Below are 22,634 nucleotides of genomic sequence, written 5' to 3' on the forward strand. Positions count from 1 at the left end.
GACCCTCAGATGGATAGGCTAAGCAGTGATCAGAGTCCGTTCCCGGGTGTGCAGCAGTATATGAAGGCCTCTCAGGGGCAATGGAGACTGTCAGCGCAATCCCGGGTTAGGATTGTAGACAATATCAGATCAGAGGGAAACAGGGTTCTGAATGATACGATTTTCATTGTTCTATCGGAATATGCAGACAGTCTGGCTCCATCCGGCCATCTCCTGTCTGTACTTTATGGAGAGTGTGAGACACCGTCTTCTGGAGATATTGTCATTGAATTGAACGACAGCGGAGCGGGCGGTGGTATGGACAGCCGGGAAGGTTATGTCATTGAAATCGGTGAGTTTGTCCACATCACGGCCCCAAGCGAAACTGCTGTGATGTATGGATTGCGGACGGTGATACAGCTGCTGTTGGCTGACGGCTTCATGCCGTACGGTAGAATCACCGATTACCCTGTGATGCCGGAGCGGGCGCTGCATATTGACATCGGGCGGAAGTTCTATACCGCCGAATGGATCATGGAGAGGATCAGGGAGATGTCCCGGCTTAGACTGAATACGCTGCAGCTGCATTTCTCCGAGAATGAAGGCTTCAGGCTGATGAGCGAGAGCCATCCTGAGGTAATGTCGGACGAATATTTAACCAAGCAGGAAATGAAGGCGATTATTCATACGGCCGCAAGATATCATATTGCTGTTATTCCTTCATTGGATTCGCCGGGCCATCTGGGACAAGCCCTGCGGACACATCCGGACTGGCTGCTTAAGAATTCAGCGGGAGCCGTTGCCCCGGGCGCGCTGGATATTACGAATGCCGCTGCGCGGCAATTCGTGCTGGAGCTGATCGACGAATACGCGGAGTTATTTGCCGGAAGCACGCATTTTCATATCGGCGGCGATGAGTTTATCAACTTCGGGCAGTTCGGGGAATATCCCCAGCTTGAGCAGTATGCCCGGGATGTTCTGAACATCGGCGGCGGGACGGGTGTGGACACTTATATTGACTACCTTAACGGTGTGGCTGAACATCTGGAGTCCAAGGGGTGGATCGTCCGCGCCTGGAACGATGGACTGTACCGTGGGGATCAGATCCAGAGAATAACGCCTAAATCCTCCATCCAAATTACGTATTGGACGAAATGGCATGAAATGATGGCCCCGGTTGAAGAGATCATTGCGCAGGGACATCAGGTGATTAATTTCAACGATGCCTACTTTTATTACGTACTGGGTGAGCATGCAGGCTATACGTATCCAACAGGAGTGAAAATCTGCAATTCATGGCATCCGGGGTTGTTCCCGCAGCGGTCCGGCGGAGCGAAGCAGGAATATCCCGCGGGTTCTTATCCGCGTGAGTTAATCGGCTGTTCCTTCTCCATCTGGAGCGACAAGCCGGAAGCGCAGACCGAAGCAGAAGTGGCAGTCGGAATCCGCGGGCCGCTTAGCGCTATGGCGGAGAGAGCGTGGCTGGGGAAGCAGAAGCTGGCCGGTTACGCGGAGGGTAGCGAACGAAGTCAATAGTTGAAAAAAAGTGCTGTCCCAAAGCCGAAAGGCTAGTTGGGGCAGCTTTTTTCATTGTTGAGAAACTACACTGTTGGGGGAATGATACTGGTTGAGAAACCGCACTATGAAATTCCGTCGAGGACTCAAACCCTCGAGTGAAGCGGACTGAGAATCCGTTATATCTCTCAAAAGCCTTAAAATCTGGGTGAACCGGAGAATCGCTTATCTTGTTTATTCGAGCCTGAAATAGAGGGGATTCGTCCATATAAGCGATTCTGAGTCCGTTTAGCTACTGAATCCGCCTGATTTGCTCCAATAGCGGATTCTCAGTCCTCCTAGCTGGCTGTGGAGTCGGAGTCATAATGAGTACGCCAAGTATCAATTGGGAAAATGAATACCGGTGGGCTCACCTTGTTCACCAAACAGGTCATTGTTCCTCCGCATAATTCAAGCCTAATTGATAGGCCTGGTTAAGCAGCAGCTCATAATGCCGGGGATTAGAATCTAAGGTTGTCTCGTATAGAAACTCAACCCTGGAATTGGAGATACCGCAATAATCAGCGATTCCTACATTGAGCAGGTGGGCAATTGTTTCATCATAGTTGCGCTTGCGCATCTGTTCCCGCGAAACGCCGGCCAGACCCATCCACAACACCTGCTGATGATGAAGCTGGTTCTTGCCATATGCAAATCCGTTGTTCCACACCCGGTCGATATAACCTTTCAGCATGGCCGGCAAATGCCACCACCAGACGGGGAAAATAAAGGCCAGGGCATCATGCTCCTTCATCCGCTTCATTTCCCTCTCCACCTCAGGTGAGAAGGATTGCTCCTCAAGGGACATGTCAGGCTCATCTACTCCTTGCAAAAGAGGATCAAAGCCAATCCCGTACAAATCCAATATCTCATAGCTATGTCCGGCCTCCGTAAGACCTTGTGCAAAACGGCGGGCAGCCGCAAAGGTCAGGGAATCTTGTCTTGGATGCGATACAACGATTAATACGTTCATGCTAGTATCTTCACTACCTTTCTGAACCGCCAATTTGTAGCCATGATCAGTGGCTGATGCTATTATAAACAGGAATAAAAGAGTCTGGAAGTACGCACTTTCATGTTCTATAGGATGAGAAAGGTACCATAGGTACATTGAAGTGCCCTACACCCGATAGTATATTTCCGGTATATACACAGCCTTTTGACGGAGGAATAAGTAATGACAGAACAGAGTGATAATAGCACTCCAAAGAAATATAAAGTCGGAGTAGAAGTGGCATTAGAAGTCATGGGCGGGAAATGGAAGCCTCTAATCATCTATCATTTGATGACAGGCTGCAAACGAACATCCGAGCTGCGGCGGCTAATCCCCGGCATTACACAAAAAATGCTGACCACCCAGCTAAGAGGCCTGGAAAAGGATGAGATTATTGCCCGGAAAATATTTAAAGAAATCCCGCCTAGAGTGGAGTATGAATTAACGGCCTACGGATGGGGATTAAAGCCCGCGCTGGACCTTTTATGTTACTGGGGAGAGGATCACCTGGACAAGGTTTATGGTGATAAATCCAAGGTCTTGGAAGAGTTTTAAGCTGTGTGAGGGGAGGACCGTCAGACCTGATAAGGGGATGGCGGTTTTTCTATTAGCTCGTGACCGGTATGGCAGCCTATGCAAAGTTACCTTAAGGAATTCATTGCCTATCTCCCTGGAATTTCAGGGTGTATGATTCTATTATCAGATGCGCAGCTGGTATATTCTAGTGTATGGGAAAAGGTGAGATGAACATGGGGAAAGATAATTTTCTTAAATCGCTGCTGTCTGACAAGGTGAATATGACACCGAAGGGGTTTGTTGCCGAGCAGCTAAGTGCGGCGGAGTTCGCGGAATGCCATGAGTTATTTTTTGACCAGTTGCTGGAGATTTCTTCATCTGATATATCGGGCATAGCAGGCTACGGCTGGCTGGATGAGGAGGGCAAGACGGAATTTGCCACCTGCCGGGAGTTCCTGACAGAGACATTCTCGGAGAAGAGAGAGGGCTACTGGTTCAACTGGCGGGAGATGTTCGAGACCACCGTGCTGGACCGTGACTTTTTCGAGAAGTACTATAAGGAAATGGAGGACCGAATCCATTATTGCGAAGGCCAGCGCTACCTGGTTTATAATAATGCGTACTTCAAAAATATGATCACAGACGGCCGGGCAGTGCTTGGTTTCCCGGATTGGAGCAAGTGCGGGATTTTCGATTGTCTGGTAGATATCGCTAATATGGATCTGAATAAGCCTTACTTCAAGATCCCGGAGCTGTTCAATGAATACTGCAAGTCAAGGGATATCATCATCCCGGATTTCAAGGAACGGTTCTTATGCATGGCGTATTACAGAGGAATCGATACCTTGCGCTGGCATGCCTCTATCGATGATGAGTGCTCCTGCAAGTCCATAGTCAAATCCATAAGTGAGCTGAAGGGACGCATCTATGCCCTTTAGCCCTGCAGAAGGTGAATGAAGGTATGAAATATGAGCATGCCGGCGATGTGATCCCGGAGGCGCTATTAAAAGAAGTCCAGAAATATGCGGCAGGAAGGCTGCTGTATTTCCCGGCAGGGGATGAGAAGAAGACCTGGGGCGAGTCGACCGGATACAGAGAGCGGCTGCAAAAGCGTAATCTGATGATTCGCGAGCAAGTATGCGCATGGAGTGACGATTGCGGAAATTGCCGACGAGTATTATTTATCCCTGGATACGGTCAAGAAGATCATCTACTCGAAGAAAAACGACCGGCACTTAACGTATGCTCCGACTGTGGAGTCGGCTGTACGGTACATGGATGCCGGAATGATCGAAGAATGGATTCAGTGTTATTTGCTGCTCACCCGCAAGGCCTTAACCGGGCAGGAAGAATCCGGAAAGCAAGAGAAGCAAGAGAAGCAAGAGAAGCTGTACTTCGGAGTCGTTAAATTTCCGCTGCGGCTTATAGGGCGTGATGAGCTTACGGGCAGCAATAATGACCCGGCTCATGTACAAGATGAGGATGCAGCAGCATTCCCTCCGCTGGTGATCGAGTATACAGAAGGCAAATTTCATTGCCCTGTCCAACAGGAAATACTGGCTGCACTTAAGCAGCGTAAGGTAAATGCTTATCCGGCGGTCATCGGGATGAATGGCAGTGACGATTATCGGCGGTTCATGAAATACTACGGAACTGTGCTCCATTACGTTAATGATGTTGAAGGTTGAGGTTGAATTCACAAAAGATATGTGAGGACGGATGCCGCAATGACTGCATACGAGAAAGCAAGATTAGAAATTGGCGGGGTAGAAGATATATTGAAGCAGCATTTTGGTTCAAGTCCGGCCGGGGTAATGCCCGTAGAAGGGGGGAACCTGAGCAGCGTATTCTCCTTTGAATATGAAGGCCGGGGATGCATCATTAAGTTGAGTGACATGGACGGAGCCTACGATACAGAAGGTTATGTTGCGAATCTGCTGACCAGCCAGGGCATCCCGTTTGCCAAATGTCTTGGGCAGGGTAAATCGGGGACATTGAGCTATTCCATCTCTGAACGGATTCGTGGCGGCAATCTGACCGATTGTTCTGATCATGAGAAGCAGAGCCAGCTCCCTGAGCTTATCGAAATACTGACCCGGATGAATTACGCCGAGCTGGGCGATACAAGCGGCTACGGATGGATACAGCCCAGCGGAGCCGGCGCTTACCCGTCATGGCGGGAATATATCACTTCATTCTTCGCCCGGGATCAGAGTGGAACCTTCTGGGAAGGCTGGCACGGCTTATTTCAGTCGACCTGTCTGGAAAAGGATGTATTCGAAGAATGTTACCACCGCCTGCTGGCGTATGCCAAATACAACGAGCCGCACCGCTATTTTATCCACGGGGATTTTCAGCCCTGGAACATCCTGTCGGATGGCTCGCAGATCACCGGAATCATCGACGGCAATTTTGCCTATGGGGATTTCCTGATCGATCTCGCTACGCTGAATGGGACCTTGGGAGAGCTTGATGTGGTTCAGGCTTATCGGGATTACCAGAACAGGGAGGGGATCATCATCCCGGACTTTCATGAACGGCTGACCGGTGCGCGGTATTTCAAAGGGCTGGATGCGCTCCGCTTTTATGCCAAAATGGGCTGGGATGATGCTTATCGTCAGCTGCGTGATGAGCTGATTCAGCTGCCGGAGTGAGCGGGTGAGTGAATAATAACGGACATAAGCCTATCCAACGGATAGACTTATTGTCCTGAAAGCAGGCGGCCTATTGAAATTTAAAATTCTATTAATCAGCATCCTTACACTGGGGATATTAGTTGTTGCGTGGAATTACAGGTGGGAATACCGTGAATCAGACGAAGTATTCAGCTATAAATATGACAGATGGGCCAAACAATTATGGGCTGAATTCACTCCCGAAATAGGAACCAACGATATTATTGATATACCGCTGGTCTACGGTGATAAGCTTACTACAAAGGGATTGGAACCCTATTTAATGAAAATGGGGGTGTCGGGTGAAATTGTTAAGCTATGGGTACACCGGACCCGTTTATCGGATGCTTATACTGGCGTGCTGATAGCAAATATAGCTATTATTATACTTAGTTGTCTGAATATAATTATTAGAAAAAAGCGATAAGAGATTACCCTGTCAAGGGATGTCTTACCGCTTATTTCTGTTACGGCTACCCTGAATCCGTTCTCCCCGAATTTTTTTGGCTAACGACAGACCTAATCCGGGTCCTGCACCGACGATAACAATAGTTCTATGGTTTAAACTCTCCCTCGTTGTGATATATTAAATTAACGCGTGTTGCTTTAATCAGAATATACCGCTGATCAGGCAGCGCAACAATCAACAAAACAGGTGCAGATGTTGCTATAGCAACAAGACGTACCTATTGTCGGGCGGGAGGATGCTATGGCGAATAAAGTAATGAATGTACGGGTGACGCATACGAAGGAGTCTTTGGCGGGTGCTTTTATCGAGCTGGTGTCCGTGAAGGATTTCGAGAAAATCACGATTGCCGATATCACCCAACGGGCTAAAGTGAACCGGGCTACCTTTTATGCACATTTTAATGACAAATACGAATTACTGGACTATATGATGGGGGACTCCGCATCGGCAGCTATCAGACAATACACTGCAGGGCAAGTGAAGGTTGATCCGGACAGCATCGGGCAGCTTGTTCTGGCCGTGTGCGATTTCTATGACCAGCCGGAGATGAACTGCCGCAGCAGCTATGTAGCATTCGTCGTACCGCAGCTCAGAGATAAGATGCTAACTGCGCTCAAGGCTTATTTGCTGGACGGTCTGGATAGGCTCTATACGGCAGATGAGCGGAAAATAATGGCTTCTTTTGCTGCCCAGGCTATCCATGAAGGAGCTGTTCAATGGGTGGCCGGGGAGATCCGCATGGACAAAGAGGAAGTCGCCCGTAAGGTGGCAGTATTAGTCACGGGAGGGTTTGAGGCTTACGCACGAGAGGGGGACAGGGCATGGAATTAGCAAGTATAACGACACTTATTATTTCAAGCATCACATTCATAAATATTCTGCTGGCGCTGGGTTTCCTGTTCATTGAGCGAAGAGAGGCGGGGTATACCTGGGCCTGGCTGATGGTTCTGTTCTTCATTCCTATCCTGGGGTTCGTTCTGTATATCTTTTTCGGGCGGAATCTGAAGAAGAAGAATTTCTATCATTTGTTCATTGAAGAGCAGGAATTTGTCCAGGCTGAGACAGACCGGCAGCTGGCTTCGCTGCAGGATGAAGTCCAGGAGATATCTCCCTGGCTGCAGAAATACACAGAGCTCATCACGATGAATATCAGATCGTCGCATGGTCTTTTATCCAGTGATAATGACATCGTTATCTACAGTGACGGACACCAGAAATTCGACGCATTATTCGAGGATATCCGGTCTGCCCGGACAGAGATCAATATTCAGTATTACATCATTCAGCCGGACACGCTGGGGAAGAAGCTGAGGGATGCATTAACCCGCAAAGCAGAGGAAGGCGTGAAGGTGCGGCTGCTCTACGATGAAGTCGGCTCCAAACGGATTGCCCCCGGGTTCTTCAAAGAATTACGTGCAGCAGGAGGAGAGGTGGAGGTGTTCTTCCCGTCTCTGCTCAGACCGCTGAACTTCCGGATCAACAACCGGAATCACCGCAAGCTGTGCATAATTGATGGCATGACCGCCTATATCGGCGGGTTCAATGTCGGAGATGAATACCTCGGGCTGGATAAGAAATTCGGCTATTGGCGGGACACCCACCTCAGGATCACAGGGAATGCTGTTAATCATATTCAAGGCAGATTTATTCTGGACTGGCATCAGGCCGGGAAGCATAAGCGCGGGGATTACGAGGAATTCTCCTTTTACACAGGGGGACATACGGGGACAAGCCCGGTTCAGATCATCACCAGCGGTCCCAATTCGGAGACTGAGCATCTGAAGAATATGTACATCAAGCTTATTTTATCGGCCAGAAAAAGTGTATATATCCAGACGCCCTACTTCATTCCGGACACCAGCTTCATGGATGCCTGCAAAATCGCCCTGCTCTCAGGGGTAGATCTGCGCATCATGATCCCGAACAAACCTGACCACCCGTTCGTGTATTGGGCTACCTGGGCGTATGCCGGAGATTTACTCAATTATGGAGCCAAAATCCTGCTCTATGAGAACGGCTTCCTGCACGCCAAGACCATTGTGGCAGACGGGGAGGTCGCCTCCGTAGGGACGATGAATATCGACTCCCGCAGCTTCCGGTTGAACTTCGAAGTCAATGCCATTGTGTATGACCGGCAGGTCGCCGCACAGCTTGAGGACCTGTTTCTGCAGGACAGCCTGTTAAGCTCTGGGCTTACGCCCGAGCGGTACAAGGAGCGTTCGCTTATGATTAAGCTGAAGGAGGGAATCTCGCGGTTGCTGTCGCCTATTCTATAGAAGACGGTGTAAGGATACTATTGAATACCACATTGATATATCGCTAACTGAGGGTTTGCAGTGACCCGATTACGGTATACGCAGTATGCTTAATTGCACTTTGTACAACTAAAAGTTATGTTTTTCAACCGATTCTCCGTTTAGTTGTAATTCGTACAATTAAACTGCGATTACGGCCTGATTCTCACCCATTCGGGCAAATTTAGTTGTACAGACTACAGTTATAAGACTCAAGCCTGCCTTTTCACTGTTTTTAATTGTACAGTATACAACTATTATTGAATTCCCACTTGGAACTGAATCCGTCAATTGCTGCATTGTTTACTGAACTCACTTCTATAGTTCTGATGTTGTACTAGTGTAATAGTGATATTAGTGATATTAGTGATATACCGTGCAGGTAACTTAGGAGGAGATGCAGATGGGGATGCTTGGTCAATATGTAATGTTAGATGAGATACCTTGGAGGGCATAATGGCGATGGATGGAGCAGAGCTGATGGGTACGCTGGTGCCGGGTTACGGAACGGAAATGCTGAGACAGGAATTAAAGGGTGAATTGTAGGTCTTCTTCTGGTTTTTTACGATAAGGCGCTGGCAGCTGGGAAGCATGTGGTTTTCAGTGTAGCTTGAGAAGAGCTGTTGTATAGAAAAGAGGGCCTGCGGACAATGTCTGCAGGCCCTCTTTTGTTTGGGGGCGGACGGCGGAGATGCCGTCCATTGTTTTAGATGAATTAAAATATGCTGGGGTCCCCGCAAATTAACTGAGTAATTATCGAAGCTAAGGCTCCGTTTTGTGGGGTTGTTCTAGTGCTTCTGTCCGCTCTCGGCATTCAGCTTGGCGATTAGCTTATCGCCTTCAACATCGAGATTCGGCAGCAGGCGGTCCAGCCATTTCGGCAGCCACCAGGCTTTGTCGCCGAAGACGGCCATGACGGCCGGAACGAGCGTCATGCGGATGATGAAGGCATCGATCAGGATGCCGAAGGCAAGTGCGAAGCCGATCTGCTTAATCATCGCATCAGGGGCGAAGATGAAGCCGAAGAAGACGGAAACCATGATTACGCCTGCGGCAAGCACAACGCGGCTGGCGAGATCATAGCCGTGAACGACGCTGTCATTGCCGCGGCGGCCGTGGACATAAGCTTCACGCATGGAGCTGACCAGGAACACCTGATAATCCATAGCCAGACCGTACAGAATGCCGGTGACCAGAATCGGCATGAAGCTGAGCAGCGGTCCTCCTGTATCGAAGCCGAACAAGGAATGCAGCCATCCCCACTGATAGACAGCGGTGGTCACACCGAAGGTGGCAAGGATACTGAGAACAAAACCGATGGTTGCCTTGATTGGTACGATAATCGACCGGAAGACCAGCAGCAGGATGATCAGCGAGAGAATAACAATGATACCGATGTAGACAGGGAAGGCATCAGACAGCTTGGAGGACATATCAATATTGATGGCGGTGAAGCCGGTCACACCAAGATTAATATTATTCCCTGAGGTTAGGCTGGAAGACGGATCGCGCAGTTCCTGCACGAGATCTCTTGTGGCTGTATCTGTCGGACCCGTTTTCGGGATCAGGCTGATGATGGCAATATCGCCGGTGGCATTCACGCCCATCGGAGACACCTGTGTAACATTATCATGCATTTGCAGCTCTTGAGTCAGCTTGCCCAGCAGCTCCATCGAAATTTTGTCGGACGGGTTTTTCGGCTCCGCTACCAGCAGCAGCGGTCCGTTGAAGCCCTCGCCGAATCCCTTGGAGATCACATCATAGCTCTGGCGGGCCGGAGTATCCAGGTTCGCCGAGGCGCCCGAAGGAATGCCCAGCTCCATTTTGGTTACAGGAATCGCTGCTGTTCCAAGAACGAGTACAACGAGAATAATGATCACCCAGCGATATTTCACTGTGGCATTTGCCCAGCGGTGCGAGAAGCCGTGCTGTGCTTTTTTAGCGGCAGCGGTGTTCTTCGTCCGGGCTTTGGCGGTGACGATCTTCTCACCGACCAGTCCGAGCAGTGCAGGCAACAGGGTCAGCGCCAGCAGAACGTTGATCAGAACGCTGGCTGCGGCAACAAGTGCCATGGTCGACAGGAAGCCGATGCCGATAACGAGCATGCCGCACAGGGCGATGATAACAGTCAGACCGGCGAAGAATACGGCGCTGCCGGCGGTGCCCAGTGCCCGGCTGGCGGATTCGCCGGCACTTAGCTTCTCATCGAGAATCAGACGGCGCTGGCGGTTAACAATGAACAAGGAGTAGTCGATACCTACAGCCAGACCGATCATCACGGCGAGAACCGGTGTAATGTCATTCATTTGGATCAGACTGCCGAGGGCAAACGCACCTCCGACACTGATTCCGACGCCGAGGAGTGCAGTGATCAGCGGCAGACCGGCAGCAACGACCGAGCCTAGCGTCATGAACAGTACGACCGCAGCGACGACAACACCGACTGCTTCGGTTGAGCCGATGGCCGGGATGCTCTTCAGGGAATCACTCGGAATCGCAGTGATGCCGGAGCCTGCCTGCTCGACTTCAGTCACGGTATCGATGATATTATCAGGTACATCCGATGGAAGGGATGTCTGCTGAACCGTGAACTGGAACTGAAACAGGGCAATATTGCCGTCGGCAGACAGCATAACGCCGGGAACCGGAGCGCCGTCAGCCATCAGCGGACCGTAAGGAGCTGACTGTGCTGCAGCGGCTTGGCCAGCAGCGGCAGAAGGATCAGTAGCGGAAGGATCGGCAGCGGCGGCTTGGCCAGCAGCGGCAGAAGGATCAGCAGCGGAAGGATCAGCAGCGGCGGCTTGGCCAGCAGCAGCGGAAGGATCGGCAGCTTCGGCTTGGCCAGCAGCAGCGGAAGGATCAGCAGCGGCGGCTTGGCCAGCAGCAGCGGAAGGATCAGCAGCGGCGGCTTGGCCAGCAGCAGCGGAAGGATCAGCAGCGGCGGCTTGGCCGGCAGCAGCGGAAGGATCGGCAGCGGCGGCTTGGCCGGCAGCAGCGGAAGGATCGGCAGCGGCGGCTTGACCGGCAGCAGCGGAAGGATCAGCGCCGGCGGCTTGAGCTGCAGCGGCAGCCTGTGCTGCCAGTTCCATAGGATTGATGACGTATTCCATATTGTAGACGTCATTGATAGCTTTCTGGAGCAGCGCTACACGCTCCGGCGTATCCAGACGTTCCCCGTCTGGTGCGGTGAAGGCGACGCTCGCCTGGCCGCCGGCAGCAGCAGGAAGCTCCTGGGTCAGCTTATCCAGCACTTTTTGCGATTCGGTGCCTTCAATTTTCATTTCGGAGCTGGACTGGATGCCATTGACACCAAGCAGGGCCCCAATCACACCGAGCACGACGATCCACGCCGCGATGAAATACCAGGGCTTGGAATAAGCCGACTTCCCTAAGCGGTATAGAAATGTTGACATGTAATGGTTTCTCCTCTTTATCTCTGAATTTATTATTAGAAGCCGTTGCGTAAGTAAGCAAACATGGAATTCAAATATTGATCAAACGGCATGGCGCTGGAGGGTTCATCCTGTGTTTCGCCCGGCAGCATGACGTTGAGGCGTCCGTCCAGTATAGGGATAAATGCCCCGTAGACGGCACCGGCGAGAAGGTGGGTATATCCATCGTCATAGCGTCCATGGGAGAACTGTTCGAGTACTTCCTGGGCGGCAATCTGAAGGCGGCGGAATACGCTGAGGATATATGGCTCCAGCGACGGATACTGATTCGCGAGCGATACGAACTGCCGCAATTTATGCAGAAACTCTGATGTGAACTGCAGCTTGAGCAGGTTATACAAGGCTTCCAGCGGTGTAGCATCCTGAGGCAGAACAGCAAGCAGCATATTCTTATCTTCATTTGCAGCGCTGCTGATGAAATACGCCGCCACCGCTTCCTCCTTGCATGAGAAATAGTTGGCAAAGGTCCGCCGCGAATAACCGGCCTTCTGGACAATGTCATCGACGATGAAGCCGTCCATGCCTTGCTCCAGTGCAAGCTCGAAGGCGGCTACGGCCAAAGCGAAGGCGGTGGCTTCTTTTTTTTGGTCCCGCAGTGTCAGTTTGGGATTCAAGTTGTATGCTTCCTCCTTTCTTATGTATAGGATGAACGCCAAATTGTAATCTACAGTCTATATTATTGCTCAAAGAGCAAGATTGCACAATGTGCAATTAGTGTCTGAAACGTGAATATTTAAAATTTAACTGAATAATTCAGTTTCCGTAGCTGGTGGTTGGTTGCCGGAGGAACCTTGCTGGCTTGGAGAATGAGAAATGTTGTACATATTACAACATTGATCCGCATATATCCGGCTGTTCAGGCAGATTGTTGTACTAAATGCAGGAATTATCCGGCTTAGCCGCCTGGGAGGGCAGAAATATTGCAATTTGTACAACAATTTCAGATTATGGCCGAGATATCGAGGAAAATGTTGTATTTGGTGCAGGATTTTTAAAAGCAGCCGCTTAAACCGGGAATTTACCGTAACAGCAGCAGCATCAACAGCAGCATCAACAGCAAGCAGCAATAGCAACAACCGCAACATCAAACGCAGCAGTAACAACAGTCTCAGCAGCAAGCAGCAACCACAACCGCAATCGCAAACTCAGCTGAAGCCAACTTTTCACTAAATGAATAGCCATTCTTTATCTATATAGCCTCGCCGATCCATATAACAAAAAGGCTCCAGTCCCCGGGGAGACTGAAGCCTTCTCAATAGTTAAGGATTAACGCTGTACTGCTCTCAGGCGATAGGTGCAGCTCGCGTAATCGCCGCGCAGATCGGAAACGACCAGGCCGATACGCATCAGGCGGTCGCCGCCGAGAGGGGTGCCGTCAAAGGCCGTCTGGAACGGAGTGGAGCTCTGCCCATCAACAGATGCAGAAGCTTCCCCGCCGCCGTGGCCGTTTGTGGTAACACCGGCTGCGCCAGTCTCAATCACATAATCCAGCTCAGGATCGAGCCCCTTGAGCGTAAGACGCGAGATTGGTGCATTGGGCTTAGCCAGCACCCGGAAGTAGGCAACAAAGGCTTCCGTCTTATCTTCGCTGACGAACATCCAGGCTGTGTCGCCGTTACCTTCAAACGGACTCTGCAGACGGTACATATCGCCCTGCTGCACCAGCGTGCGGATCTCCTTGTACTGTGCAATCTGCCGGGCAGCCAGATCCTTCTCGGCTTCCGTGAACTTGGTAAGATCCATCTCGTAGCCGAAGTTGCCGCTCATCGCTACATCCCCGCGGGTGGCAAGGGAAGTGATGCGGTCAACCTGATGGTTCGGTACCGCCGACACGTGAGCCCCCATGCTGCTGGCCGGATAGACAATACTAGTACCATATTGAATTGCCAGGCGTTCAATCGCATCGGTGTCATCACTGGTCCAGGTCTGCGGCATGTAGAAAAGCATTCCCGGATCGAACCGGCCGCCGCCGCCGGAGCAGCTCTCGAACAGGATATCAGGGAAACGCGAGGTCAGGCGCTCCAGCAGGTTGTACAGGCCGAGCATATAGCGGTGGGCGGTTTCTTTTTGCCGCTCAGGGCTGGCGTTGGCAGAGGCAATCTCCGTCATGTTGCGGTTCATATCCCATTTGACATAGGTTATGGGTGCGCTGGAGAAGACTGCGCTGAGTGTCTCGTACAGATAATCGCATACTTCCGGGCGGGAGAGATCCAGAATGAGCTGGTTGCGGGCCTCAGTGCGGCGGCGTCCTTCGGCGTGCAGGCACCAGTCCGGATGCTTACGGTATAAATCGCTGTCCGGGGATACCATCTCCGGCTCAACCCAGAGACCAAACTGCAGACCTTCCTTGTTGACTCTGCCAGCGAGATCGGCCAGACCTTCCGGCAGCTTGCGGCGGTCTTCGAACCAGTCGCCCAGCGAGCTGTTGTCTTTGTCGCGCTTGCCGAACCAGCCGTCGTCAAGTACGAACAGTTCAATCCCGAGCGGGCCAGCTTCCTTGGCGATCGCAGCGATTTTGTCGGCGTCGAAATCGAAATAGGTCGCTTCCCAGTTATTGACGAGAATCGGACGGGCCTGGTCGCGGTGAACGCCGCGGCACAGCCGGGTCCGGTACAGCCGGTGATAGGTGCGCGACATGCCGCCGAGTCCTTCACTGGAATAGACGAGCACAGCCTCCGGGGTCTGGAACGATTGGCCCGGTTCCAGCAGCCAGGAGAAGTCGAACGGGTTAATTCCGATGCTTACCCGGGTCTGTCCGAACTGTTCAACCTCTGCAGTTGCGGCGAAGCTGCCGCTGTAGACCAGATTGAAGCCGAATACATCACCCTGGTCTTCATCCGCGCCCGGACGGAGCAGGGCAAGAAACGGGTTGGTCTGATGGCTGCTTGAGCCGCGGCGGCTTTCCAGGGACAAGGCTGCGCCCGGGGTAAGCGGACGGCGCTGAACATGGCGTTCTCTCGCCCATGCACCGCTCAGGTGCAGGGTATCGTAGGAGGAATCTGCGAAATCAACGGATGCGCTAAGCGCCTGTTCCAGCCGCAGCGGTGCCTTACCGTTATGCTCAAAGCGGACAGAACGGGTGACTGCACTATGGCCCGCGAAGACGGTATACATCAGCTTAACGGTCAGACCCGCGTAATCATCCTTCAGTGTAAGCTCCAGTGTCTGGGCTTCCGCTTCATTCTCTACATAGACCGAAGGCAGCCCTTCAAGGGCCGGCTTGCCCGCTGTGATTGTGTAGCCGGCATATTGGAGTTCAGAGATCCGCGTGCCGTCAGCCAGCTGAACCTGATAGGCAGGCCGGCGGAAATCACTTGTTCCATACTGAGGATATTCCTGGGGCAGAGCATCCAGAGAGAGGGTAGGCTTCTGCAGCAGCGGGGTTGGAGAGAAGGATGCGCGCTCGCGCAGCTCAAGCGCCCCGGTCAGGCTGTTGTCATGGCGGAGCCGTGCACCCCAGTATACATGGGCAGGATAGCCGTCCACCAGTTGGATAATATAGCTGGTATCTTTGGACTGAAGGTGGAACAGGCCTGACGTTTCATCTGCGATAATGTTCATATTCATAACTCTCCTTGTCGGATGTGATGCGGCCGGTGATCCGGTCCGTTATTGCAGCTGCAATATATAGTTTCTGTTTACATAGATTCAGCCTGCCAATTTAGTCAGGCGCTTCCACCGCTGGTCTCCCTGACGATCAGCTTCGTGCCGATAATCGTATGCGATGGCACTTCGCGTCCTTCGAACCGCTCGGCGAGCAGCTGGACGGCCGCTTTGCCCATCTGCTCGGGATAGGCGCGCACCGTTGTCAGCGGAGGCTGGACGTAGGCGGCCATCTCGATGTCATCGAAGCCGACAATGGCCATCTCTGCAGGCACCTGCACGCCGTGGTCGTGCAGGGCGCGGAGGGCGCCGACCGCCAGCGGATCACTGGCCGCGAAGCAGGCTGTCGGCCGCTTGCCACCGGCCAGCAGCTCGTCCATCATCCGGTAACCGTCAGCACTGCTCCAGCTGCCCTTGAGGACCAGCCCCGGATCGTAACACCCCCGGCTCTGCATGATACGGCTGAAGTGATGCGCCCGGCGCTCGCCTTCACCGCCGCCGCCGATGAAGGCAATATCCCGGTGGCCAAGGTCTAGCAGATGAGTAAGCGCCTGACCGACAGCCTGACGGAAATGCGTCCGCACGGAGTCGTACTCCAGGCGTTCCTCGTACTGGTCAACCAGCACGGTCGTGCTTTTGTCGGCATGCAGTCTCTCGAATTCCTTGGGGTCGAAGCCGCCTACGACGATAAGTCCATCATCGGCCCGGAGCGGGGGCAGCGGGTTACGTCCGCGCAGCGTCTGGCCGAGCACAATCCCGAGCTCCTCGCAGCGCAGCTCAACCCCGCGGCGGATTGAGCCGTAATACGGATCTTCCCGTTCTTCTTCCGCCGAGCACCAGAGCAGAAGCGTAATGGCCTTGCTGCTCAGCTCGGTCTCCCGCTTCAGCTGCCTTAACCGGGAGGGCTTGTAGCCAAGCTGCTCTGCAACCGCAAATACCCGGCTCCGCGTATCGTCACTGACAGCCAGGGACAGGTCATTATTTAGCACTCTCGATACGGTGGCGGCGGATACGCCGGCCTCACGGGCGATGTCTTTAATCGTTGCCAAGCTGCTTCACGCCTTTTTAGTTAATATATTTACTAAAACTTCGCTTTTATCCTACCACCTGCGTCCTTTTCTTTCAAGTGGCTTTTTAGAGGCGCTTACAACCCGGATATTTAGCTGAATCTTACAGCTTCTAAACCTGTGGTGATTATGTTACCATGTTGAATATTCATTCGAGGGCGGAGGAGAACAAGCTTGAAATATACCGCATTCATCAGGAAATGGTTTGGCCGGCTGCGCTTCAAAAGCAAGGTAATTGCCATATTTCTGCCGCTGCTTATACTGTCTCTGCTTATTCTGGGCGTACTGTCCAGCCATTTATTCAGCCGCTCCCTGATTGACCGGACTACACGCAATGTGGCCGATGAATCCCAGCTGATTCTCTCCCGGACGGACTATATCCTCCGCAGCGCAGAGACTGCGGCCAATATTATGGTTACCAACATCAACCGCCTCTACGAGTCTTATCCGGGCGATCAGGCCCTGCCGCTGGAGAGGGTGCGTTTTGCCAATCTGATGCAGAGCCGTCTATCCACAGACCTGTCAATCTTCCGGGAGGTGTATGCAGCCGTATTCGTCGGCACGGACGGGACGGTATATCCTTCTTATACTTCCGGAGGGGATGAGGGAGGCATCGCGTCAAGCGGCATGCTGGAGCGGGTTAAGGGAGCGGACAGCTACGGTATCTCGCATTGGTTCGATATGGACAAGCGGAGCTATCTGACGCCTGATCCGGCTGCAGCAGTGCTCACCCTGGGGAAGATGGTCATCAATATTGACAGCGGCGAGCCCTTGGGCACCCTGTTTCTGATGATAAAAGAGGAACAGCTGTCGGCATTCCTGCAGTCCAGCGATCCGGCTGCACCGAAGGCCTATTATTTCATAGATGGACAAAAGCGGGTTGTGGCAGCGGCGGACAAGAGCAGTCTGCTGCAGCCGGTGGAGCCGGGGATAGCAGCCGAAATCGGGGAGGACGGCCGTCTGCCGGACGCGGCAAGCTTCTCGTACAAGGACAACGGCAATCTGGTCACGGTCAGCCATTACGGCCGGATGGACTGGGAGCTGATCAATGTCGTCTCGCTGAAGCTGCTGACAGCTGATGTACGGCAGAATGTCAGACTGACAGCGCTGGTCGGAGCCTTGTGCCTGGTCTTCTCCCTGTTCGGGGCCAACATTCTGTCACGGATGGTGGCAAGTCCCCTGGAGAGGCTGACACGGGCGATGCGCCAGGTGGTGAGCGGTGATCTCCGGCCTGTTGCGGCAGCGAGAACGGAGGATGAGATCGGTACGATTGCCGAGGCGTTCAATTTCATGGTCGGCCGGGTAGGAGAGCTTCTGGACGAGGTGACTGAGGAACAGAACCGCAAGCGGGAGTATGAGCTCGCCCTGATCAGCGCGCAGATCAAACCGCATTTTCTGTATAACACACTGGATACCATTTATGTCCTGAACGAGCTTGACCGCAATGAGGAAGCACGGGATACGACCAAGGCGCTGGCAGATTTCTACCGGATGGTGCTTAACAAGGGCAGGGAGCTTATCATTCTGGAAAAGGAGGCGCGGATTACGGATGATTATCTGGCGATTATGCAGATCCGTTACCCTGATGTATTCCGCTACGAGATCGATATTCCGCCTGAGCTGTCCGGTACACCAATTCCGAAGCTGTCGCTGCAGCCGCTTGTGGAGAATGCGATATATCATGGCTTGAAGAAAAAAGGGAGCAAGGGCTTCATCCGCATCCAGGCCGGCATTATAGCAGGCAAGGTCATTGTTCAAGTAACGGATAACGGGGTAGGCATGGACGGGGAACGAACCGCAGCCATCATGTCCGGAAGTTCGCAGGAGGACGAGGCCCGGTCGATCGGCACGTATAGTGTCCGCCAGCGGCTAAGCCTGTATTTCGGCGAGGAATATGGCTTAACGGTCCGAAGCACTGCCGGTGAAGGTACTGTAGTAGAGCTGTCACTGCCAATGCTTGCAAATGAAAAGAGGGATGAGCAGGATGTACAAGGTGATGATTGTTGATGATGAGCCGCTGTTCCGCGATTATCTGCGGCTTAAGATGGACTGGCAGCGGCACGGGTTCCGCGTATGCTGTGAAGCCAGGGACGGCCAGGAAGCGCTGCTTGAAGCGGAGAAGCATCAGCCCCATCTGGCGCTGGTCGATATTAATATGCCGTTTATGGACGGCATTGAGCTGGCGGGCAAGCTGAAGGACCGCTTCGAGCGGATTGTCATTGTATTTGTTTCAGGACATAACGAATTTGAATATTTGCAGAAGGCGGTGCGTACGGGCGTGCAGGATTATCTGCTGAAGCCGTTCAACGAAGAGGAAATGCTGGAGATGCTGACCCGTGTCCGGACGAAGCTGCCCGGGCTGTCCCGTGAGCGGGAGGCTGAGCAGCAGGCGGCTGAAGGAGGCGGAACGGCGGCAGGCCAGACGGGACAAGAGGCGGCAGATCTCAGCTCCATCCGTGATACCATTGTGCTGGGACTGCGGATGAAAGACGCGGATATCCTGGAGGAGGTGCGCAAGGCCATCCGCCAGCTCCGCGGCAGCAAGTGGGGAGACGAATATCCCGATGCGATGATGATGGGGCTTCTGTCCCTGGTGTTAACCTTCGCGGGTGAACGGGGGTTTCCTTTTCACCGGGTATGGAACAACGATGAGGAGAAGGCACCTTATGACAGGCTGAAGGAATGCGGCTCCTGGGATAAGGCCGAGGAATGGCTGATTGGCCTGTACCGCCGAGTGATTCAACTGACGGAGGATGTGAAGCCGACCAAGGCGTCGAGTCTGTTTGCCGCAGCGATCAGCTATATTGAACAGCATTACGCGGATGAGAATCTGTCAGCCGAACAGGTGGCGCGCGGTGTATACGTGGATTCCAGCTATCTGCGCCGTGTCTTCCGCAAGGAATCCGGCTATTCGATTGTTGACCATATTACCCATATCCGGATGAAAAAAGCCCGGATACTGCTGCTGGAAGGCAACCGCAAGCTGGCGGATATTTCGGAGAGTGTCGGATACGCAGATCCGAATTATTTCAGCAAAAGCTTCAAAAAGCGCTTCGGCGTGACACCCACGGAATACGAGCAGCTGGTCAAAAAGTAATCGTGCACCGGAAGCTGTGAAACCATGGCGGCCGAAATTTCTTATCCGTTTAAGCCGGATGCCCCGGCTGGGCGGCAGAGGCGGTTCCCGGCAGGGGACCGCTTTTTCTCAAATATAAGAATTAATTTGTTGTGGGGTTATTTTGTAATTGGCGTGTCAGTATTCATATGTTTCACGCTGAATGGATACCGCCCCTTGGAGGATGGTGTAGCCGTTTCCGCATGAAGGGGAGTTGTGATCTTACTCTAATGTGGATAAGATGCGCATGCCGTTCGGGATAGGTCGTAAGCCGAGTGAAGCGGACTGAGATTCCGTTATCTTGTTCATATGAGCCCGAAATGGGGTGTGATTGGCCCATTAACGGAATCTGAGTCCGCTCCATTGGCAGCCAGCTTATACAAAATTTCACCAGGGCTCCGCCAAAGTCCTGCCAAGGTTCCCGCCAGTCCCGCCAGTCCCGCAGACCAAGCACCCGCTCGCAGAAACAGCGCCGTCCTTATAGAAGAGGGCCAAGCCTCTGCTGCTTTTGTCCCGTTTTTTACGGGTAAGGCCCGTTTTATGCCTTAAGATAAGCGTTGCCGGGAAGATATAATGTGAAAGTAGCAAGCAGATCAGAGTCTTAGGACAACATACTCGCATGAGGGGGATTCACATTATGAAAGTCCAGCACAAACGTTTAAGCGCACTAATGATAACGCTTTCCATGGCTTTACTGCTGTCTGCCTGCGGCGGCGGAAATACAGCTTCGGACAACACGCCTGCTGCGGACACAGCCGCAGAGGGAGGTACAGTCAAAATTAAGGTATACGCCCAGCATTTTGACGATGATACCAAAGGCCCTTTCGACTATGCGGTGGAAGAGCTGAAGAAGGAAATGCCTGAGGTTGAGATTGAGCTTGATCCTGCGGTGCAGGATGGCTATCAGAAGCTTAAAACTTACGCTGCTACAGGGAACATGCCGGATATTTACTTCACAGACTGGGCCACCCTGCAGACCTTTGCCAAATCGAAAAATGTAGAGCTTCTGGATGACTATGAGACTACTGCGGAGTACAAGAAAAATCTTAATCCGGGTGTAGAATCGCGCCTTGTCGCACCGGACGGCCATGTTTATGCCTATCCCGATACCGGCATCGAGTTCCAGCTGATCTATTATAACAAAACCATCTTCGATGAGGTTGGTATCGCCACACCGATCAAGACGATTGATGAGCTGGCAGCTGCCGCCGCGAAATTGAACGCAGCAGGGTATGTGCCCATGTCGATTTTCGCCAAGGAAAAGTGGATCAGCGCCGCCTTCTATAACGGACTCGTGACCCGTGAAGAGTCTCAGGGCTTCGGTGCACTGGGTGAACAGGGAATGACAGAGCTGTCGCAGCCGTTCGTTACCGCAGCGGAGCAGCTTGAACAGCTTCAGCAGGCCAAGCTCTTCGACGCCAACGCCACGAACACGAACTATGATCAGGCTTCCTCGCAGTTCTATCAAGCCAAGTCCGCGATGTTCGTGAACGGCCAATGGGAAATCTACAGCGCAGCGGAGAAGCTGGGCGACCAGGTGGACTGGATGTACTGGCCGGCTAAGGACGAAGCGACCTATGAAGCGTCCAAATATTATATTGATGGTGCAGGCTCACCGCAGGGCTATGCCGTATCTCCGGCTAGTGCCAACAAAGAAACGGCTGTCAAGGTAGCAGCATTCCTGGCAGCGAAATCAGCCGAATATAAATACACACAGCTGGGCAGCCCGATTATTTCACCAAAAACCGACAAGCCAATCGCTTCAGACGTGCCTGTCATGATGCAGCGGGTTGCCAATGAACTGCTGCCTAATGCCAAGGAATACGCGAAGCTGCTGAGCAATACACAAATTCAGAATGCGATTAATGACAACGCACAGAACATGCTGGTAGACGGATTCACTACAGATCAGTTCGTAGAGAATTTGAACCGTACGCTGGATAAGGAAAATAAATAGAGGGTAGCAGCCGGACTCTGTGGCCTTCGCCCCGGGGCCCGGCTGTAATGATGCAAGGAGGAGAAGAACCGCATGAATAAATACTTGGGAAACAAACCGGCGCTGGCGCTGTTTCTGCTCCCTGCCCTGTTGTTATACAGTGTCATCCTTATCTATCCGGTCCTGCAGACGGTCCTGCGGAGCTTCTACGACTGGGATGGGCTGAGTACGGCTGCCTTCACGGGTCTGGCTAATTACCGCGAGCTGTTCAGCGATCCGCTGTTATCCACTTCACTGAAGAACGGGCTGCTGTTCGCCATTGTGCTGGCCGTATTCCAGATTGGTCTGGGGACAATCCTGGCGCTCGTCTGTGCCAATCCGCAGATCCGCGGCCGCAAGCTGCTGAAGACGGCGTATTTCATCCCGGTAGTGCTGTCTGTTACTGTAGTGTGCCAGCTGTGGATTGCGATGTACGATCCGACGAACGGCCTGGTGAACAAGCTGTTCGAGCTGCTGAATATCCCTTACCGCCAGAACTGGCTTAGCTCACCGACCCAGTCTATTATTGCTATTGCTTTTGTCAATGCCTGGCAGTTCATGGGCTATCAGTTCTCCCTGCTGTATGCCGGAGTTAAGGCTGTGCCTGAGGATTACTTCGAGGCTGCTACCATTGACGGCTGCGGTAAATGGCGGGCCCACCTGCATGTAACACTGCCGCTGATGCGCGAGACCTTCAAATTCTGCTTCACCATCGCCATTACCTCCGGGATCGGGGCATTCGTGCAGATGCTAATTATGACCAATGGGGGTCCGGGGACCACCAATTATACGCTGACCTTCATGATTTACCGTTATGCTTTTATGGAGAGCAATTATGGATATGCCTGCGCAGTATCCGTTCTGCTTGTGATGATCTCACTTGTGGCTACGCTTGTCATTAACAAGGTATTCGACCGTGGACAGAACGCGTAAGGAAAGGA

Annotated in this window: 19 protein-coding genes; 14 read left to right on the forward strand and 5 right to left on the reverse strand. The window is 52.6% G+C overall.

Annotated elements, in window-relative coordinates; all coding sequences use genetic code 11:
- Window positions 1–9: 9 nt before the first annotated feature.
- The gene (locus tag NYE33_RS15425) at window positions 10–1,515 is read left to right on the forward strand and encodes a beta-N-acetylhexosaminidase (RefSeq protein ID WP_341066469.1); all 1,506 of its coding nucleotides are present in this window, start codon (window positions 10–12) and stop codon (window positions 1,513–1,515) included.
- A gap of 409 nt (window positions 1,516–1,924) precedes the next feature.
- Here NYE33_RS15425 and NYE33_RS15430 read toward each other — a convergent pair whose 3' ends face one another.
- Complete coding sequence (locus NYE33_RS15430) at window positions 1,925–2,506, reverse strand: NAD(P)H oxidoreductase (protein ID WP_341066471.1); 582 nt, start codon at window positions 2,504–2,506, stop codon at window positions 1,925–1,927.
- A gap of 204 nt (window positions 2,507–2,710) precedes the next feature.
- On the opposite strand from NYE33_RS15430, the gene NYE33_RS15435 reads away from it, so the two are divergent.
- From NYE33_RS15435 to cls, 7 genes are all read left to right on the forward strand, one after another.
- The gene (locus NYE33_RS15435; protein ID WP_076244580.1) at window positions 2,711–3,082 is read left to right on the forward strand and encodes a winged helix-turn-helix transcriptional regulator; all 372 of its coding nucleotides are present in this window, start codon (window positions 2,711–2,713) and stop codon (window positions 3,080–3,082) included.
- A 194-nt stretch (window positions 3,083–3,276) separates the two neighbouring features.
- Window positions 3,277–3,981 carry a hypothetical protein gene (locus tag NYE33_RS15440; protein WP_341066473.1) on the forward strand — a complete coding sequence of 235 codons (705 nt, stop codon included), beginning with the start codon at window positions 3,277–3,279 and terminating at the stop codon, window positions 3,979–3,981.
- A 210-nt stretch (window positions 3,982–4,191) separates the two neighbouring features.
- On the forward strand, window positions 4,192–4,731 hold the full coding sequence (locus NYE33_RS15445) for a hypothetical protein (RefSeq protein ID WP_341066475.1): 540 nt from the start codon (window positions 4,192–4,194) through the stop codon (window positions 4,729–4,731).
- A gap of 39 nt (window positions 4,732–4,770) precedes the next feature.
- A complete protein-coding gene (locus NYE33_RS15450; RefSeq protein ID WP_341066478.1) occupies window positions 4,771–5,697 on the forward strand; it encodes a phosphotransferase family protein in 927 nt (308 codons plus the stop codon).
- A gap of 73 nt (window positions 5,698–5,770) precedes the next feature.
- Window positions 5,771–6,145 (forward strand): hypothetical protein, encoded by a 375-nt coding sequence (locus tag NYE33_RS15455; RefSeq protein ID WP_042138925.1) that lies wholly within the window; start codon window positions 5,771–5,773, stop codon window positions 6,143–6,145.
- 282 nt (window positions 6,146–6,427) lie between these two features.
- Window positions 6,428–7,018 carry a TetR family transcriptional regulator gene (locus NYE33_RS15460; protein WP_341066479.1) on the forward strand — a complete coding sequence of 197 codons (591 nt, stop codon included), beginning with the start codon at window positions 6,428–6,430 and terminating at the stop codon, window positions 7,016–7,018.
- Window positions 7,009–8,463 (forward strand): cardiolipin synthase, encoded by a 1,455-nt coding sequence (cls, locus tag NYE33_RS15465; protein ID WP_341066482.1) that lies wholly within the window; start codon window positions 7,009–7,011, stop codon window positions 8,461–8,463. Before NYE33_RS15460 ends, cls begins: the two co-directional genes overlap by 10 nt.
- Window positions 8,464–9,269: 806 nt before the next feature.
- Here cls and NYE33_RS15470 read toward each other — a convergent pair.
- On the reverse strand, window positions 9,270–11,591 hold the full coding sequence (locus NYE33_RS15470; protein WP_341068678.1) for an MMPL family transporter: 2,322 nt from the start codon (window positions 11,589–11,591) through the stop codon (window positions 9,270–9,272).
- A 13-nt stretch (window positions 11,592–11,604) separates the two neighbouring features.
- On the opposite strand from NYE33_RS15470, the gene NYE33_RS15475 reads away from it, so the two are divergent.
- Window positions 11,605–11,859, forward strand: a complete 255-nt coding sequence (locus NYE33_RS15475; protein ID WP_341068771.1) for a hypothetical protein — start codon at window positions 11,605–11,607, stop codon at window positions 11,857–11,859.
- 70 nt (window positions 11,860–11,929) lie between these two features.
- Here NYE33_RS15475 and NYE33_RS15480 read toward each other — a convergent pair whose 3' ends face one another.
- A complete protein-coding gene (locus NYE33_RS15480; protein ID WP_076244594.1) occupies window positions 11,930–12,547 on the reverse strand; it encodes a TetR/AcrR family transcriptional regulator in 618 nt (205 codons plus the stop codon).
- A 263-nt stretch (window positions 12,548–12,810) separates the two neighbouring features.
- Between NYE33_RS15480 and NYE33_RS15485 the strand changes: the two genes are divergently transcribed.
- Window positions 12,811–12,942 (forward strand): hypothetical protein, encoded by a 132-nt coding sequence (locus tag NYE33_RS15485; RefSeq protein WP_256703893.1) that lies wholly within the window; start codon window positions 12,811–12,813, stop codon window positions 12,940–12,942.
- Between the two features lie 257 nt (window positions 12,943–13,199).
- On the opposite strand, the gene NYE33_RS15490 is transcribed toward NYE33_RS15485, so the two are convergent.
- Complete coding sequence (locus tag NYE33_RS15490) at window positions 13,200–15,494, reverse strand: alpha-galactosidase (protein WP_336100013.1); 2,295 nt, start codon at window positions 15,492–15,494, stop codon at window positions 13,200–13,202.
- A gap of 104 nt (window positions 15,495–15,598) precedes the next feature.
- Window positions 15,599–16,585 (reverse strand): LacI family DNA-binding transcriptional regulator, encoded by a 987-nt coding sequence (locus NYE33_RS15495; RefSeq protein ID WP_341066486.1) that lies wholly within the window; start codon window positions 16,583–16,585, stop codon window positions 15,599–15,601.
- A gap of 192 nt (window positions 16,586–16,777) precedes the next feature.
- Between NYE33_RS15495 and NYE33_RS15500 the strand changes: the two genes are divergently transcribed.
- From NYE33_RS15500 to NYE33_RS15515, 4 genes are all read left to right on the forward strand, one after another.
- Complete coding sequence (locus tag NYE33_RS15500) at window positions 16,778–18,610, forward strand: sensor histidine kinase (protein ID WP_341066488.1); 1,833 nt, start codon at window positions 16,778–16,780, stop codon at window positions 18,608–18,610.
- Window positions 18,588–19,700: a response regulator gene (locus NYE33_RS15505; protein ID WP_042138915.1), complete on the forward strand. Its 1,113-nt coding sequence runs from the start codon at window positions 18,588–18,590 to the stop codon at window positions 19,698–19,700. Before NYE33_RS15500 ends, NYE33_RS15505 begins: the two co-directional genes overlap by 23 nt.
- 655 nt (window positions 19,701–20,355) lie before the next feature.
- Window positions 20,356–21,675 carry an ABC transporter substrate-binding protein gene (locus NYE33_RS15510; protein WP_042138914.1) on the forward strand — a complete coding sequence of 440 codons (1,320 nt, stop codon included), beginning with the start codon at window positions 20,356–20,358 and terminating at the stop codon, window positions 21,673–21,675.
- A 72-nt stretch (window positions 21,676–21,747) separates the two neighbouring features.
- Window positions 21,748–22,626, forward strand: a complete 879-nt coding sequence (locus NYE33_RS15515) for a carbohydrate ABC transporter permease (protein ID WP_042138913.1) — start codon at window positions 21,748–21,750, stop codon at window positions 22,624–22,626.
- The last annotated feature ends 8 nt before the right edge of the window (window positions 22,627–22,634 follow it).

It is taken from the genome of Paenibacillus sp. FSL R10-2199, from assembly GCF_038000235.1.
Classification (GTDB): domain Bacteria; phylum Bacillota; class Bacilli; order Paenibacillales; family Paenibacillaceae; genus Paenibacillus_AQ; species Paenibacillus_AQ phytohabitans.